Source organism: Variovorax sp. WDL1 (assembly GCF_001541225.1).
Classification (GTDB): Bacteria; Pseudomonadota; Gammaproteobacteria; order Burkholderiales; family Burkholderiaceae_C; genus Variovorax.
In genome coordinates this window covers 13056-27458 of record NZ_LMTS01000140.1, presented here as the reverse complement: position 1 = coordinate 27458, position 14403 = coordinate 13056, and the positions used below count along the sequence as shown (strand labels likewise).

Below are 14403 nucleotides of genomic sequence, written 5' to 3'. Positions count from 1 at the left end.
ATGCTGGAACTCGAGAAACTCAACGAATTCGTCGAGAGCCACGGCGAACTGCAGCGCGGCCGCGGCCTGGTCACCGGCACCATCGCGCTCTCGCTGGGCATCCTCTGCTTCCTGGGCGTGCTGGTCTTCCACTTTCCGCAATACCTGAGCACGCCCGAGCTGCGCCGCAGCTACGACGTCGACGTGATGCGCATGGTGCTGCTCGCAGCCATGGTCGTCGCCGGCGGGCTGGCGCTGGTCAACATCATCTTCAATCGCTCGCGCTGGCTCTCGGCCTTCGCCTTCCTGCTGGTGGCGGCCGCGGCGCTGCTGGGCGGGCACAAGGTGCCGGTCAACGACTTCGCGGACAACACGCCGTACATCGGCCTGGACTGGTTCATCCTCGACCTGCTGGGCTCCTCGCTGATCTTCATCTTCATCGAGAAGCTGTTCGCCCACCGCAAGGAGCAGCCGGTGTTCCGCGCCGAGTGGCAGACCGACTTCCACCACTTCGTGGTCAATCACATGATCGTGGGCTTCGTGCTGCTGGCCACCAACCTGCTGGTGCACAAGCTCTTCGGCTGGGCCGCCAACGAGGGCATCCGCGGCTGGATCGCGGGGCTGCCCTTCTGGGCCGGGCTGCTGCTGATCATCCTGGTGGCCGACCTGGTGCAGTACTGGACGCACCGTGCCTACCACGAGGTGCCGCTGCTGTGGCGCCTCCACGCGGTACACCACAGCGTGAAGAGCATGGACTGGCTGGCCGGCTCGCGCCAGCACATCGTGGAGCTGCTGATCACCCGCACGCTGGTGCTGGCGCCGATCTACGTGTTGGGGTTCAGCAAGGAAGTGATCGACGCCTACATCGTGGTAGTGGGCTTCCAGGCCGTGTTCAACCATGCCAACGTGAGCGTGCGCCTCGGGCCGTTGCGCTATGTGATCGTCACCCCCAACTTCCACCATTGGCACCACAGCCAGGACGACGAGGCGATCGACAAGAACTACGCGGCGCACTACGCCTTTCTCGACTACCTCTTCGGCACCGCGGTGAAAAGCACCCGGCTCTGGCCCGAGCGCTACGGGGTGGTGGGCGACTATGTGCCCAACGGCTTCTTCAGGCAGCTGAAGTTTCCGTTCTCGTGGAAGGGCTGATGGGGACATCGAGCGCCTTCGACGCCATCGTCATCGGTGCCGGCGCGGCCGGCCTGTTCTGCGCGGGGCTGGCGGGCCAGCGCGGACTGAAGGTGCTGCTGATCGATCATGCCGAACGCATCGCCGAGAAGATCCGCATCTCGGGTGGCGGCCGGGCCAACTTCACCAATCGCGACCTGGATGTGCGCGCGCCGCAGCGCCACTTCATCGGCGAGAACCCGAATTTCTGCCGGTCGGCGCTGTCGCGCTACACGCCGCAGCAGTTCATCGACCTGGTCCAGCGCCACGGCATCGCCTTCCACGAGAAGCACAAGGGACAGCTCTTCTGCGACGGGTCCTCGCAGCAGATCATCGACATGCTGCTGGCGGAATGCGCGGCCGGCGGCGTGACGCACTGGCAGCCTTGCAGCGTCGGGGAGATCGCCTTTGCGCCGGACGAGGGCTATGGCCTGCAGACCAGCCGGGGGGAGGTACGCGCGCCCCGGCTGGTGGTGGCGACCGGCGGCCTGTCGATTCCGCAGATCGGGGCGACCGACTTCGGCTACCGGCTGGCGGCGCAGTTCGGCCTGCGCGTGGTCCCGCCCCGCCCTGCGCTGGTGCCCCTGACCTTCGGCGGCGAGGCCTGGGCACCCTACGCCGACCTGGCCGGCCTCGCGCTGCCCGTGCAGATCGCGACCGGCAGCAGGAAGGCGCGAGCGGTATTCCTCGAGGACCTGCTGTTCACCCATCGCGGCCTCTCCGGCCCGGCAGTGCTGCAGATCTCCAGCTACTGGCAACCCGGCGCGCCGCTCGACATCGACTTCGCGCCCGGCGTGGACATGCAGGCCGCGCTGGCCGAGGCCAAGCAGCGTTCGCGCAAGCGCATCGCCAACGAACTCGCCGGCCTGGTGCCGGCCCGGCTCGCCGACGCCTGGGTGGGGCAGGACGCCGCGCTGCAGCGTCCGATCAACGAGGCGGCAGACCGGGCGCTGGCGGCGCTGGCCGAGCGCATCGCGCGCTGGCAGATCACGCCCAGCGGGACCGAGGGCTACAAGAAGGCGGAAGTCACGGCCGGCGGCGTCGATACGCGGGACCTGTCCTCGCAAACGATGGAATCGAAGCAGCCCGGCCTGTATTTCATCGGCGAGGTGGTGGATGTGACCGGCTGGCTGGGGGGCTACAACTTCCAGTGGGCCTGGGCCAGCGCGTATGCCTGCGCGCAGGCACTGGCGGCACGCTGCGATCACGCTATAATGCGCGGCTAACTTTGGCCACCCCTCAACGGCCTACCCCTTTCGTGTTGAGGAAACCCGGCCCGGGGCCCGATCTTCCCCTAGCCAAAAATCAAGCAACCGATTTTTAAATGACCACTATCCGCGTTAAAGAAAACGAGCCTTTCGACGTCGCGCTTCGCCGCTTCAAGCGCACCATCGAAAAGCTCGGCCTGCTGACCGACCTGCGCGCCCGCGAGTTCTACGAGAAGCCGACCGCCGAGCGCAAGCGCAAGAAGGCCGCCGCGGTCAAGCGCCACTACAAGCGCGTGCGCAGCATGCAGCTCCCCAAGAAGCTGTACTGAGCTGGCACCCCCACCGCGTCGGACTCGTACCGACGCCGTCGAGCCACCGAGCCGCGCCAGGGAAAACCTGCCGCGGCTCTTGTCATTTCCGCCCTTCCGAAAGCAAAGCCATGAGCCTCAAGGACCAGATCACCGAAGACATGAAGACCGCCATGCGCGCCAAGGACTCGGAGCGCCTGGGAACCATCCGCCTGCTGCTGGCGGCTCTGAAGCAAAAGGAAGTCGACGAGCGTATCGAACTGGACGACGCGATGGTCGTCGCCATCGTCGACAAGCTGGTGAAGCAGCGCAAGGACTCGGTCGCCGCCTTTACCCAGGGCGGCCGCACCGATCTGGCCGACAAGGAGGCCGCCGAGATCAAGGTGCTGGAGGTCTACCTGCCGCAGCGCATGGGCGCAGAGGAGATCGCGACCGAGGTCAAGGCCATCATTGCCGAACTGGGCGCCAAGGGACCCGGCGACATGGGCAAGGTGATGGGCGCCGTCAAGACCCGGCTGGACGGCAAGGCCGACATGGGCCTGGTCAGCGCCGCCGTCAAGAGCGCGCTCTCGGGCGGCTGAGCATGCCGGCGCAACAGGTCCTGAAGAAGGTGCGCTCGGCGCTGTCTTAGCTCCCGGCCACCTTCATGCGGTTGACCAGGACCGAGCCGGTCGTCTTGGCTCCGTAGTTGTAGGCATCGGCGCCGACCGCCTCGATGCCCATCAACATGGTCTTGAGGTTGCCCGCGATGGTGATCTCCTGCACCGGATAGGCGATCTTCCCGTTCTCCACCCAGAAGCCGCTCGCACCGCGCGAGTAGTCACCCGTCACGTAGTTGACGCCCTGCCCCATCAGCTCGATCACGAACAGGCCGGTGCCCAGCTTCTCGAGCATCGCGTCGAGGTCGTCGCCCTTCTTCGTCTGGCGCGAGCTCAGCGTGAGGTTGTGCGAGCCGCCGGCATTGCCGGTGGTCTTCATGCCCAGCTTGCGCGCGGAATAGGTGCTCAGGAAGTAGCCTTCGAGCCGGCCGCCGTCGACCACCTTGCGCTTGCGGGTGGCCACGCCCTCGTCGTCGAAGGCCGAGCTGCCTTTGCCGCGCGGGATGTGCGGGTCTTCCAGCACGTCGATGTGCGAAGGCAGCACCGGCTTGCCCAGCGAGTCGAGCAGGAAGCTGCTCTTGCGGTAGAGCGCGCCGCCGCTGGTGGCCTGCACCAGCCCACCCAGCAGACCCGCGGCCAGCGGCGACTCGAACAGCACCGGGCATTCGGTGGTCTTGATCTTGCGCGACTTCAGGCGGCTCAGCGCCCGCTCGGCGGCATAGCGCCCGACGGCCTTGGGGCTCGCGAGCTCCTCGGCGGAACGCATCGAGCTGTACCAGGCGTCGCGCTGCATGTCGTCACCCTTGCCTGCGATCGGCGCCACGGAGATCGAATGGCGCGAGCTCGCATAGCCACCGCGGAAGCCGCGGGTGTGCGCGCTGAAGAAGTGGCTCTGCTGCGCCGAGACGCCGGCGCCCTCGCTGTTGGTGATGCGCCTGTCGGTCGACAGGGCCGCGGCCTCGCATTCCAGGGCCAGCGCAGCAGCCTGTTCGCTGCTGACGTCCCAGGGATGGAACAGGTCCAGGTCGGGCTGCTCGGTTGCGATATCGGCCTCGTCCGGCAGGCCGCTGACCGGGTCCTCGGCAGTGAATCGGGCGATGTCGTAGGCGGCCTGCACGGTCTGGGCGATGGCCGCCTCGGAAAAATCGGAGGTGCTGGCATTGCCGCGGCGGTGCCCGACGTAGACCGTGACGCCCAGCGACTTGTCGCGGTTGCGCTCGACGTTCTCGAGCTCGCCCTTGCGCACTGAGACGCTGAGGCCGCAGCCCTCGGACGCCTCCGCGCCGGCGTCGGTGGCGCCGAGCTTCCTGGCATGCGCCAGGGCCGAGTCGACCAGGTTTTCGAAGAAGGGGCGGCTGTAGGCGAAGCCGGAGTCGGCGCGCGAGGAAGAGGTGCTCATGTGGCGGCTATGATACTTGCGCCTCCGTCTTCGACGGAGCGGACTACGATTGCCTCCATGCCCCGCAAACCCAAGAAAGGCTACTTCGTCCGCGGCACCTTTGTCGCCGAAGGCAGCGAACTCGACCTCGAGCTCAAGCGCGAGCTCAAAGGCACCGACGCGGCGAGCAAGACCGACCTCAAGCGCGAGAGCGCCGAACTGCAGACGCTGGGCGAGGCCCTGCTGGGCCTGCGTGCCGGCCTGCTGGACAAGCTGGAACTCGAGGACAAGCTGCGCGACGCCATCGTCGAAGCCAAGCGCATCACCAATTTCGAGGGCAAGCGCCGCCAGATGCAGTTCATCGGCAAGCTGATGCGCGGCCTCGACGCCGCCACGCTCGATGCCATCCGCGCGGCGCTCGACGAGCAGAACCGCGGTCCGGCGCAGGAAGCCGCGGTCCTCCACGACGCCGAGCGCTGGCGCAACCGGCTGATCGCCGACGACGACGCCCTCGGCGGTTGGATCGAAACCCATCCCGGCACCGATGCCCAGCAGCTGCGCGCGCTGGTGCGCCAGGCACGCAAGGATCTCAAGGAAGGCCCGCCCGGCGAGGCGCCGCGTCAGGGCAAGGCCTATCGCGAGCTGTTCCAGCTGCTGCGCGCACAGCTCGAATTCCATGGCACCGCAGACCATGCGGCCGAAGCCGCCGCGCAGGCGCGCGAGGAAGACGCATGACCAGCAATGCTTGCGACCCGGTGCGCATCGGCATCGTCTCGATCAGCGATCGTGCGTCGAGCGGCGTGTACGAGGACAAGGGCCTGCCCGCACTGCAGGAATGGTTGCAGCGCGCCCTGCGCAACCCCATCGATTTCGCGCCGCGGCTCATCCCCGACGAACAAGCCGCCATCAGCGCGGCGCTGATCGAACTGGTCGACGCCGGCTGCTCATTGGTGCTGACCACCGGCGGCACCGGCCCGGCCCTGCGCGACGTGACGCCCGAGGCCACGCTGGCCGTCGCCCACAAGGAAATGCCTGGCTTCGGCGAACAGATGCGCCAGATCAGCCTGCGCTTCGTGCCGACCGCCATCCTGTCGCGGCAGGTGGCGGTGATCCGCGACAGGAGCTTGATCATCAACCTGCCGGGGCAGCCGAAATCCATCGCTGAGACGCTGGAAGGCCTGAAAGCCCCCGATGGCACGCAAATGGTGCCGGGCATCTTCGCAGCGGTGCCGTATTGCATCGACCTGATCGGCGGACCCTACCTGGAAACGGACGAGGCGGTCTGCAAGGCCTTCAGGCCCAAGTCGGCGATCCGGCCTCCGACTCCCTGAGGGAGCAGAGAAAGAGCCTCACTTGCCGACCAGTTCGGTCAGGCGCTGCGCCTCGAAGCATTCCTTCGTCGCGGCATCCCCGGGCACGCAATCCTTCTTGCCGGGCTGCGCCGACAGCGTCTCGATCGCCTGCCACAGCAGCGCGATCTGGTGATCCTGGCTGGACGCGTTGTCGATCAGGCTACGCATGGCCAGCGACAGCGGATCGTCTTCCTGCGTGATCCCATAGGCCTCGAACTTCCTCGCGCTCCCTGTCGATGCGCCTCCGCTTGCCGTCTTGGCCGCAATGATGCGCGCCGGGATCCCGACCGCGGTCGCACCTGCAGGCACGGGCTTGATCACCACCGCATTGCTTCCGATCTTGGCGCCATCGCCCACCACGAAGCCACCCAGCACCTTCGCACCGGCGCTCACGACCACGTCCTTGCCCAGCGTCGGATGCCGCTTCGTCCCCTTGTAGAGCGAGGTGCCGCCCAGGGTCACGCCCTGGTAGATCGTGCAGCCGTCGCCGATCTCGGCCGTCTCGCCGACCACCACGCCCATCGCGTGGTCGAAGAACACGCGATCGCCGATGACCGCAGCCGGATGGATCTCGATACCGGTGAGCCAGCGCGATACGTATGAAACGAAGCGTCCCACCCACTTCAGGCCGTGGCCCCAGCACCAGTGCGCCATGCGATGCAGCACCAGGGCATGCAGGCCGGGATAGAGGGTCAGCACTTCCCAGCGCGAACGCGCCGCCGGATCGCGGTCGAGGATGCACTGGATATCAGAGCGCAGTCGCGAGAACATGGGATGTTCTTGTCATGACGATATGGGCTGCGCAGTCTAAGGGCTCGGGTCATCGCGCGCGGGCGATGGGGTCTTGTAGCTGCCGCCCGCTGCCGCATCGGCCATGGCCTTGGCGATACCGCGCAGGATGTGGATCTCTTCCGGTGTCGGCTGAGCACGGTTGAAGAGCTGCTGCAGCCGCGGCATCAGCTTCTTCGGCGCCTCGGGATCGAGGAAGCCGATCTGCACCAGCGAGTGCTCCCAGTGCTCCAGCATGCCGGCCAGCGCCCGTGCGTCGGCCGCCCGGGGCGGCACGGCGGCCTCGCGCACCCCGAAGCCGCCCTGCGCCAGCCGCCATTCGTAGGCGATCACCTGGATCGCCGCGCCCAGGTTCAGCGAGCCGAAGGCCGGGTCGGTGGGAATGGTGAGCGCCACATGGCAGCGGTACACGTCCTCGTTGCGCATGCCGAAGCGCTCCGAGCCGAACAGGAAGGCCACGTGCTGTGCTTCCCCCTGGGCCAGGGGCACCAGGTGCTCGCGCGGCGTGCGCGTCGGCGGACCGAAGTCGCGCGGCACCATCGCGGTGGCGCAGAGGTGGGTGACGCCATCGAGCGCCTCCTCCAGCGTATCGACGATGCGGGCCTGCTCCAGCACGTCGAGCGCCCCGCTGGCGCGCTGGATGGTTTCCTCCCGCCGCAGCACGTTGGCCCAGCGCGGCGCCACCAGCACGAGCTCGTCGAAGCCCATGGTCTTCATGGCGCGGGCGGCAGCGCCGACATTGCCGGCATGGCTGGTCTGGATCAGGATGAAGCGGGTGCGCATGGGGAAGGCCGGAAGGGAGCGGGGCCGAACGCCTGGCCCGACCCGGTAAAATCCACGATTCTCGCCGCCTGCATCGCCGGGCCGCCTCCCCAGGGCCCCGCCCGCCGTTCTTCCCACAATCCGATGTCGTCTCCCAACCTGCACCCCATGCTCAACGTGGCCGTCAAGGCCGCCCGCGCCGCCGGCGCCATCATCAATCGCGCCGCGCTCGACATCGAAGCGGTGCGCGTCTCACAGAAGCAGGTCAACGACTTCGTCACCGAAGTCGATCACGCGAGCGAGCGGGCGGTCATCGACACGCTGCTCGGCGCCTATCCGGGACACGGCATCCTGGCCGAGGAATCGGGCACCGAGCACGGCGCCCGCGATTCCGACTACGTGTGGATCATCGATCCGCTGGACGGCACCACCAACTTCATCCATGGCTTCCCGGTCTACTGCGTCTCGATCGCGCTCGCGATCAAGGGCAAGGTCGATCAGGCCGTCATCTACGACCCCACCCGCAACGATCTCTTCACTGCCACCCGCGGGCGCGGCGCCTTCATGAACGAGCGCCGCATCCGCGTGAGCAAGCGCACCCGGCTGAACGAGTGCCTGATCTCGACCGGCTTCCCCTTCCGCACCGGCGACAACTGCAAGCAGTACCTGGCCATCATGGCCGACCTGATGCCGCGTGCCGCCGGGCTGCGTCGTCCGGGCTCGGCGGCGCTGGACCTGGCCTACGTCGCAGCCGGCTTCAGCGACGCCTTCTTCGAGACCGGCCTCAACATCTGGGACGTGGCGGCCGGATCGCTGCTGGTCACCGAGGCCGGCGGGCTGATCGGCAACTTCACCGGGGAGCCCGACTTCCTCGAGCAGCGCGAATGCCTCGCCGGCGCGCCGCGGATCTACGGCCAGCTGGTGCCGCTCCTGGCCAAGTACTCGAAGTTCGCGAGCGTGGACGACAAGTTCGCCGCCAGCGAGCGCGTGCGCGAGGTCGATCCCTCCGCCGGCAGCATCTACGCGCGAAGCACCGTGCCGGGCGCATCGACCGGCCCTGGAGCAGCAGTGGATGCGCAACCCGCCGCCACCCCGTCGCCGCGCAAGCTCACCCGCCTGCGCCGTGAAGAAAACCCGGTCGCGCCGGCCGCGGGCGACGACACCGCCGAGTGATGCAGGCGCAGCGCGCCGCCACCGAACGAGGCCGCGCCGCACTGCGCGTGGCACTCTCCCACTACGTCACCAACGGCTTGTCGGTCGCCTTCGGGCTGCTGCTGATCTCGGGCGGCGTCCACCTGGTGCTGGGCAGCGCCGCCGCCGCTGCAGCCGGGGTGGGCGTGATCGTGACAGCGCCGCCCGACCTGCCCGGCCCGCGTCGCGGCAAGTTCTGGCAGATGGTGCCCTCGCCGCTGGTCGGCCTGCCGCTCTTCTTCTGCGTGCAGCTGCTGCATTCGGCCCCCTTGCGGCTCGGCCTTCTGCTGGTGCCTGCGACCTTCCTGGCCTTCGTGGCGATGGCCTGGGGCAAGCGCGGCATCCCGATCGCCATCGCGATCATGTTCTCGATGATCTTCTCGATGGCCACGCCGGCACCCCCCGGCATGCCCGAGATTGTCGAACGCACGATGCACTTCGGCCTGGGCGCCGGGCTCTACGTGATCTACGCGCTGCTCGCGAACCACCTGCTCAACGGCCGATACCGGGTGCAGGCAATGGCCGACCTGCTCTTCTCGCTCGCCGCGCTGATGCGCACCGAGGCCCGCCAGTTCACGCCCCGGGACGAATCCGGCGACGTGCGCGAGGTGCCCGTGCCGCTGCTGGGCCAGTTGCTGCGCGCGCAGGCGGCGCTGGCCGACCAGTTGCAGGCGACGCGCGACATCGTGCTCGAATCGCCCGGCACGCCGCGCCGGCAGCAGCTCGCAGGGATGCTGGTCACGGTCCTCGAACTGCGCGACATGCTGCTGGCCAGCGAACTCGACCTCGACGCGCTCAAGGCGCGCCCCGGCCATGCAGCGGCGCTGTGCGAGATGCAGCGCATCCTCGACGAGCTGGCCGGCGAGACGGTTGCGCTGGCCGACGCCTTGCTGCTCGGCCGCCAGCCCGACGCCGTGCCCGACCGCCGGCCCAAGCTCGCAGCCATCCACCTCGAAGGCGACGCGGCGCGGCCGGCCACCGCCGGGCCGACGCCTGCGATGCTCGCGCGTGGCCTCGCCAACCGCATCGGCCACATCAACGACGAAGTGCTGCACCTCGTGAGCCTCGCGCGCGGCGACTGCGAGCCCGACCTGGCCATCGTGCGCGCGAACTGGCACATGTTCGTGAGCCCTACCGACTGGTCGCTGCGCCCCTTCCTCGCGCTGTGGCATTGGGACGCGCCGCCGCTTCGCCATGCGATCCGCGCGGCGCTCGCTGTCGCCGTCGGCTACGCCATCGCGGTCATGCTGCCCTGGGGCTCGCACGACTACTGGATCCTGCTGACGATCGTGGTGGTGCTGCGCGGCAGCCTCTCGCAGACGCTGGAGCGGCGCAACAGCCGCGTGGCCGGTACGTTGCTGGGCTGCGTCTTTGCGGTGGCGGTGCTGTCCGCCCATCCCTCCGCATTGGGCTCGCTCATCGCAATGACCGCCGCACAGGCCATCGCGCACGGGTTCGCGGTGCGGCGCTACCTGGTCACCTCGGTAGCGGCTACCGTCCTGGGGCTGTTGCAGGCGCACGCGCTCAACGTGGGCATGAGCCCGACCTTCGCCCTCTTCGAGCGCGTGGCGGATACGCTGATCGGCGCCGGCCTGGCCTGGGCCTTCTGCTACGTGCTGCCCTCGTGGGAGCGCAGCCAGATCCCCTCGCTGGTCGCGCGCACGCTCACGGCGCAGGCGCGCCATGCGCGGCTCGCGCTCGGCCTGGGCCAGCTGCGCGCGGTGCAGACCAGCGCCGAACTCGACTGGCGCCTGGCGCGCCGCGAGGCCTACGACAGCCTCTCGGCGCTGGTGCAGGCCACGCAGCGCTCGCTGTCGGAGCCGCGCGCGGTGCGTCCCCCGCTGGAACCGCTGGAGCACCTGCAGGCGCACAGCTACCAGCTGCTGGCCCAGCTCAGCGCGGTGAAATCCATGCTGGTGCTGCGGCGCGACCGCCTCACCCCCGCGGAGATCGAGGGGCCGCTGCAGCGCGCTGCCGAGCGTATTGCGGCCAACATCGGCAGCACGCCCACGACCGGCCCGGTGATGCCCGAGAGCGCTGCCGCCACCACGGTGGCCGAGCCCATCCCCCTGCCCGATCCCTTCGAGAACGATGTCAGCCCCTGGCTGCTGCGCCGGCTCGACATGGCGATCGGCATCTCGGCGCAGCTGCGCGACGACGCAGCGCGCATTCTTCAAACCTCCACCAACGAGAGACTCAAGACTGCCTGATGACCAAGGACATCCTCCTCGCCCATCCATGGTTCGCGCCTTCGCTTGCCGCGCTGATCGCCATTCCGCTCGCACTGCTCGTCCACCGCATCGGCGGCATGGTGCTGTTGCGGCTGACCCGCCACGCGCCCGTGGTTCACGCGCTGCTCCTCAACATCCAGGGCCCGGCACGCATCGTCCTTCCGCTGATAGCACTTCAGATGGTGTGGCAGGCTGCGCCGGAGGACCTGGCCTTCATCAACAACGTGCGGCACGTCAATGGACTCCTGTTCATCGCGGCGGCGACCTGGCTTGCCATCCGTGCCGTCAACGGCATCGCCGACGGCATCCTGGCCAAGCACCCTCACGACGTGGAAGACAACCTCCAGGCGCGACGCGTGCTGACCCAGACCCGCGTGCTGGCGCGCACCGCCGGCACCGTGCTGCTGGTGGCAGGCGCCTCGCTGATGCTCATGACATTCCCGGGCGCGCGCCAGGTCGGCGCCAGCCTGCTGGCCTCCGCCGGCGTGATCGGCATCGTGGCCGGCCTGGCCGCCAAGCCGGTCTTCACCAACCTGATCGCCGGGCTGCAGATCGCGCTGGCGCAGCCGATCCGCATCGACGACGTGCTGGTGGTCGAGGGCGAATGGGGCCGTGTGGAGGAGATCACCGGCACCTTCGTCGTCCTGCGCATCTGGGACGACCGGCGGCTGATCCTGCCGCTGTCCTACTTCATCGAAAAGCCCTTCCAGAACTGGACGCGCAGCAGCGCTCAATTGCTGGGCTCGGTCTTCATCTACGCCGACTACGGCATGCCGCTGGCGCCGCTGCGCGAGGAGGTCGAGCGGATCGTGAAGTCGGCGCCCGAGTGGGACGGCCGCTTCTTCAACCTGCGCATGACCGACGTCACCGAGCGGACGATGCAGATCCGCGTGCTGTGCACCGCTGCCTCCTCGTCCCTGGCCTTCGACCTGCGCTGCACGGTGCGCGAGGGGCTCATCGAGTTCATGCAGCGCGAATACCCGCAGTTCCTGCCCAGGCTGCGCGTCGAGGGCGATCCGCAACCGCAACCGCAAACTGAAGCGGAAGCGGCAGCCCCTTCCAACGCCCGGCCCTCCTTAGCCAGTCGGGGCTGAGCGGCGCGCCCGCCCGGGGCGAGCTGCGGCGGCGAGCACCTGGGCGCGCTGCAGCACCACCTCGTGGATCGATTCGATCAACAGCCGGGCGCCCTCACCCTGTTCGCTGCCGCGCCGCACGGTGAGCCCCACCGGGCCTTCGGTGCTCGCAGTGTCGATGGCCAGCCGGCGCAGCTCGCCGCGTGCAAGAAACCCATCGACGGCGCCCTGCGGTGCAAACCACACCGCGTCGGAGCACTGCAGCAGGCCGACGGCAAAGCTGGTGTCGGTCGCCTCCACCAGGCAGCGCGGCGGGGCCAGGCCCCGTGCGACCAGGAAGGCATCGGCGGTGTGACGGATCAGCGTGCCCGACACCGGCACCACGAGCGGGTACGCCGCCAGCGCGTCGAGCTCGGGATGCCGCAGCGAAGCGAGCGAATGGCCCGGTCGCGCGACCAGCAGCAGCGGCTCGCTGTACAGGTGTTCGAAGGCCAGATCCGCCATCGCCGAAGCCTGCGCCAGGCGGCCCAGCACCAGGTCGATCTCGCCCTGGCGCAGCTGCGTCATGAGCTGGGCGTTGGTGCCGCTGACCACGCGCACGCGCAGTGCAGGCGCCTTCGCGTGCAGCGCCGCGATGGCCGCCGGCAGCAGATGGGCCGCCATGTTCGGCAAGGCGCCGACCGCCACGTGCAGCTGGTCGAGCTCCGGCTGGTCCAGCGCCAGGCCCAGGCCCTCGCGCAACCCGCGCAGCGCCACCACGGCGTGTCGCACCAGCACATCGGCTGCCGGCGTCAGCTCGACGCCGCGTCGCCTGCGCAGCAGCAGCCGGCGGCCGACGATGTCCTCGAGCTCCGCGATGGTCTTGGAGACCGCGGGCTGCGTGAGCGCCAGCGCCCTGGCAGCGCGCACCAGGTTGCGCTCCTGGGCGACCACTACAAGGCACTGCAGATGCCGCAGCTTGAGACGAGCAAAGTTTATAGCTGGCATGCGCATCCCTCGACGATGTTCCCGCGAAATATAACCAGCAGGAATACCAGGCAGAACAGCTTTCAGTTGTGCCGGAACGAACGCGCTCCTAGAGTCTCCCTGTGGCGCCCTTGCCGCTTGCGCCCCCACAACGGAGACAAACACATGACCCGCCCTGCTTCCTTCGGCGCGATGCGCCGCCTCGGCCTCGTGGCCACCTGCGCCGCACTGGCGCTCGGGCTCGGGCTCGCAGGCCCGCCCGCCCAGGCCGACACGGCCTACCCCGCCAAGCCCGTGAAGCTCATCACCAACTTCCCGGCCGGCGGTCCTCTCGACATCCTCGGTCGCGCGCTGGCCGACGCATTGCAGAAAGACCTGAAGCAGCCCTTCGTCGTCGACAACCGCCCCGGCGCGGGCGGCAACATCGGTGCGGACGTGGTGGCCAAGAGCCCTGCCGATGGCTACACGGTGCTGCTGTCGATCGACACCACCTTCACCATCAATCCGCACCTCTACGCCTCGATGCCCTTCGCCGCGAAGGACCTGAAGCCGCTGATGATCTTCAGTTCCTCGGGCCTCGCCTTCGGCGTTGCTTCCTCGGTGAATGCGAAGACGCTGCCCGATTTCATCCGCCAGGGCAAGGCGCAGCCCTTCACATTCGCCTCGGCAGGCAACGGCAGCCCGGGCCACATCGCCGCCGAGATCTTCTCGAACGCGACCGGCGCGAAGATCACGCACGTGCCCTACAGGGGCAATGCGCCGGCCGTCACCGCACTGCTGTCGGGCGAGGTGCAGGCCGGCATTCTTGCCACCCCGGGCCTGCTGCCGCACCTGCAGGCAGGCAAGCTGCGTGCGCTGGCGGTGACGGGGCGCCAGCGCTCGCCGCTGCTGCCGCAGGTGGCCGCGGTGGGCGAGCTCGGGCTCAAGGACCTGGAGTTCGAGGTGCTCTACCTCGCGATGGTCCCGGCCGCGACCCCCGAGCCCGTGATGCAGACCTTGCGCAGCGCGCTGCAGTCTGCCCTGGCGCTGCCGGAGCTCAAGACGCGGCTCGCCGCCCTCGACATGGTGGCGCTCGGCGAGACCGGCGCCGCCGCGCAGCAGCACCTGGACGCGAGCCGCGAGCGCTACGGCCGGATCGTCAAGGCGACCGGCATGAAGCTGGACTGATATGGCCAGTCCTTGCCAGGAGCCGCAGCCTCAGCCCGTGCCGCGCCGGCGCCGGTCGGCCTTGGGCAGCACCGCCACGGCAGCGAGCTCCTCGGCGCGCGCCTGCAGCTGGCGCAGGGCCTCGTCCAGGCTGGCTGCATGGTCGGCATCCAGCGTCGCCAGCAGTTCGGCGTTGATGCGGGCCACCAGCGGATGGAGCTCGTCGTACACCGCCTGCCCGCGCTCGGTAA

At 68.7% G+C, this 14403-nt stretch carries 14 protein-coding genes and 1 pseudogene; 10 read left to right on the top strand and 5 right to left on the bottom strand.

What is annotated here, in order from left to right; translation table 11 throughout:
• The 4 genes from APY03_RS19215 to APY03_RS19200 all read left to right on the top strand — a co-directional run bounded on the left by APY03_RS19215 (position 1) and on the right by APY03_RS19200 (position 3246).
• Positions 1 to 1131 carry a sterol desaturase family protein gene (locus APY03_RS19215; protein ID WP_068679111.1) on the top strand — a complete coding sequence of 377 codons (1131 nt, stop codon included), beginning with the start codon at positions 1 to 3 and terminating at the stop codon, positions 1129 to 1131.
• The gene (locus APY03_RS19210; RefSeq protein WP_068679109.1) at positions 1131 to 2375 is read left to right on the top strand and encodes an NAD(P)/FAD-dependent oxidoreductase; all 1245 of its coding nucleotides are present in this window, start codon (positions 1131 to 1133) and stop codon (positions 2373 to 2375) included. The genes APY03_RS19215 and APY03_RS19210 overlap by 1 nt, the downstream gene beginning before the upstream one ends.
• Before the next feature lie 98 nt (positions 2376 to 2473).
• A complete protein-coding gene (gene rpsU / locus APY03_RS19205) occupies positions 2474 to 2686 on the top strand; it encodes a 30S ribosomal protein S21 (protein WP_007833691.1) in 213 nt (70 codons plus the stop codon).
• 110 nt (positions 2687 to 2796) lie between these two features.
• On the top strand, positions 2797 to 3246 hold the full coding sequence (locus APY03_RS19200) for a GatB/YqeY domain-containing protein (protein ID WP_068679107.1): 450 nt from the start codon (positions 2797 to 2799) through the stop codon (positions 3244 to 3246).
• A gap of 46 nt (positions 3247 to 3292) precedes the next feature.
• Here APY03_RS19200 and pmbA read toward each other — a convergent pair whose 3' ends face one another.
• Positions 3293 to 4663: a metalloprotease PmbA gene (gene pmbA / locus APY03_RS19195; protein WP_068679105.1), complete on the bottom strand. Its 1371-nt coding sequence runs from the start codon at positions 4661 to 4663 to the stop codon at positions 3293 to 3295.
• 57 nt (positions 4664 to 4720) lie between these two features.
• Between pmbA and yjgA the strand changes: the two genes are divergently transcribed.
• On the top strand, positions 4721 to 5377 hold the full coding sequence (gene yjgA / locus APY03_RS19190) for a ribosome biogenesis factor YjgA (protein ID WP_068679103.1): 657 nt from the start codon (positions 4721 to 4723) through the stop codon (positions 5375 to 5377).
• Positions 5374 to 5973: a molybdopterin adenylyltransferase gene (gene mog, locus APY03_RS19185; protein WP_068679101.1), complete on the top strand. Its 600-nt coding sequence runs from the start codon at positions 5374 to 5376 to the stop codon at positions 5971 to 5973. The genes yjgA and mog overlap by 4 nt, the downstream gene beginning before the upstream one ends.
• Before the next feature lie 18 nt (positions 5974 to 5991).
• Here the strand turns inward: mog and cysE are convergent, their stop codons facing one another.
• Positions 5992 to 6765 carry a serine O-acetyltransferase gene (gene cysE, locus APY03_RS19180; RefSeq protein WP_068679100.1) on the bottom strand — a complete coding sequence of 258 codons (774 nt, stop codon included), beginning with the start codon at positions 6763 to 6765 and terminating at the stop codon, positions 5992 to 5994.
• 36 nt (positions 6766 to 6801) lie between these two features.
• Positions 6802 to 7566, bottom strand: a complete 765-nt coding sequence (locus APY03_RS19175; protein WP_068679098.1) for an RNA methyltransferase — start codon at positions 7564 to 7566, stop codon at positions 6802 to 6804.
• A gap of 123 nt (positions 7567 to 7689) precedes the next feature.
• Here APY03_RS19175 and APY03_RS19170 point away from each other — a divergent pair, with 123 nt between their 5' ends.
• From APY03_RS19170 to APY03_RS19160, 3 genes are read left to right on the top strand one after another with little or no spacing between them, the layout of a single operon-like run.
• The gene (locus APY03_RS19170; protein WP_068679096.1) at positions 7690 to 8718 is read left to right on the top strand and encodes an inositol monophosphatase family protein; all 1029 of its coding nucleotides are present in this window, start codon (positions 7690 to 7692) and stop codon (positions 8716 to 8718) included.
• Complete coding sequence (locus APY03_RS19165; protein WP_068679094.1) at positions 8718 to 10946, top strand: FUSC family protein; 2229 nt, start codon at positions 8718 to 8720, stop codon at positions 10944 to 10946. Before APY03_RS19170 ends, APY03_RS19165 begins: the two co-directional genes overlap by 1 nt.
• Complete coding sequence (locus tag APY03_RS19160) at positions 10946 to 12061, top strand: mechanosensitive ion channel family protein (protein ID WP_068679092.1); 1116 nt, start codon at positions 10946 to 10948, stop codon at positions 12059 to 12061. Before APY03_RS19165 ends, APY03_RS19160 begins: the two co-directional genes overlap by 1 nt.
• Here the strand turns inward: APY03_RS19160 and APY03_RS19155 are convergent.
• Positions 12044 to 13027: a LysR substrate-binding domain-containing protein gene (locus APY03_RS19155; protein ID WP_068679129.1), complete on the bottom strand. Its 984-nt coding sequence runs from the start codon at positions 13025 to 13027 to the stop codon at positions 12044 to 12046. The genes APY03_RS19160 and APY03_RS19155 overlap by 18 nt on opposite strands.
• 144 nt (positions 13028 to 13171) lie before the next feature.
• On the opposite strand from APY03_RS19155, the gene APY03_RS19150 reads away from it, so the two are divergent.
• Positions 13172 to 14173 (top strand): Bug family tripartite tricarboxylate transporter substrate binding protein, encoded by a 1002-nt coding sequence (locus APY03_RS19150; RefSeq protein WP_068679090.1) that lies wholly within the window; start codon positions 13172 to 13174, stop codon positions 14171 to 14173.
• Positions 14174 to 14203: 30 nt separating this feature from the next.
• Here APY03_RS19150 and APY03_RS44120 read toward each other — a convergent pair.
• Positions 14204 to 14403 (bottom strand): annotated as a pseudogene (locus APY03_RS44120) (MarR family transcriptional regulator); the annotation flags it as partial.

Bases quoted from the DNA above. Each gene is read 5' to 3' on its own strand.
- APY03_RS19215 (WP_068679111.1), top strand. From the start codon at position 1: ATGCTGGAACTCGAGAAACTCAACGAATTCGTCGAGAGCCACGGCGAA.
- APY03_RS19210 (WP_068679109.1), top strand. From the start codon at position 1,131: ATGGGGACATCGAGCGCCTTCGACGCCATCGTCATCGGTGCCGGCGCG.
- rpsU (WP_007833691.1), top strand. From the start codon at position 2,474: ATGACCACTATCCGCGTTAAAGAAAACGAGCCTTTCGACGTCGCGCTT.
- APY03_RS19200 (WP_068679107.1), top strand. From the start codon at position 2,797: ATGAGCCTCAAGGACCAGATCACCGAAGACATGAAGACCGCCATGCGC.
- pmbA (WP_068679105.1), bottom strand. From the start codon at position 4,663: ATGAGCACCTCTTCCTCGCGCGCCGACTCCGGCTTCGCCTACAGCCGC.
- yjgA (WP_068679103.1), top strand. From the start codon at position 4,721: ATGCCCCGCAAACCCAAGAAAGGCTACTTCGTCCGCGGCACCTTTGTC.
- mog (WP_068679101.1), top strand. From the start codon at position 5,374: ATGACCAGCAATGCTTGCGACCCGGTGCGCATCGGCATCGTCTCGATC.
- cysE (WP_068679100.1), bottom strand. From the start codon at position 6,765: ATGTTCTCGCGACTGCGCTCTGATATCCAGTGCATCCTCGACCGCGAT.
- APY03_RS19175 (WP_068679098.1), bottom strand. From the start codon at position 7,566: ATGCGCACCCGCTTCATCCTGATCCAGACCAGCCATGCCGGCAATGTC.
- APY03_RS19170 (WP_068679096.1), top strand. From the start codon at position 7,690: ATGTCGTCTCCCAACCTGCACCCCATGCTCAACGTGGCCGTCAAGGCC.
- APY03_RS19165 (WP_068679094.1), top strand. From the start codon at position 8,718: ATGCAGGCGCAGCGCGCCGCCACCGAACGAGGCCGCGCCGCACTGCGC.
- APY03_RS19160 (WP_068679092.1), top strand. From the start codon at position 10,946: ATGACCAAGGACATCCTCCTCGCCCATCCATGGTTCGCGCCTTCGCTT.
- APY03_RS19155 (WP_068679129.1), bottom strand. From the start codon at position 13,027: ATGCCAGCTATAAACTTTGCTCGTCTCAAGCTGCGGCATCTGCAGTGC.
- APY03_RS19150 (WP_068679090.1), top strand. From the start codon at position 13,172: ATGACCCGCCCTGCTTCCTTCGGCGCGATGCGCCGCCTCGGCCTCGTG.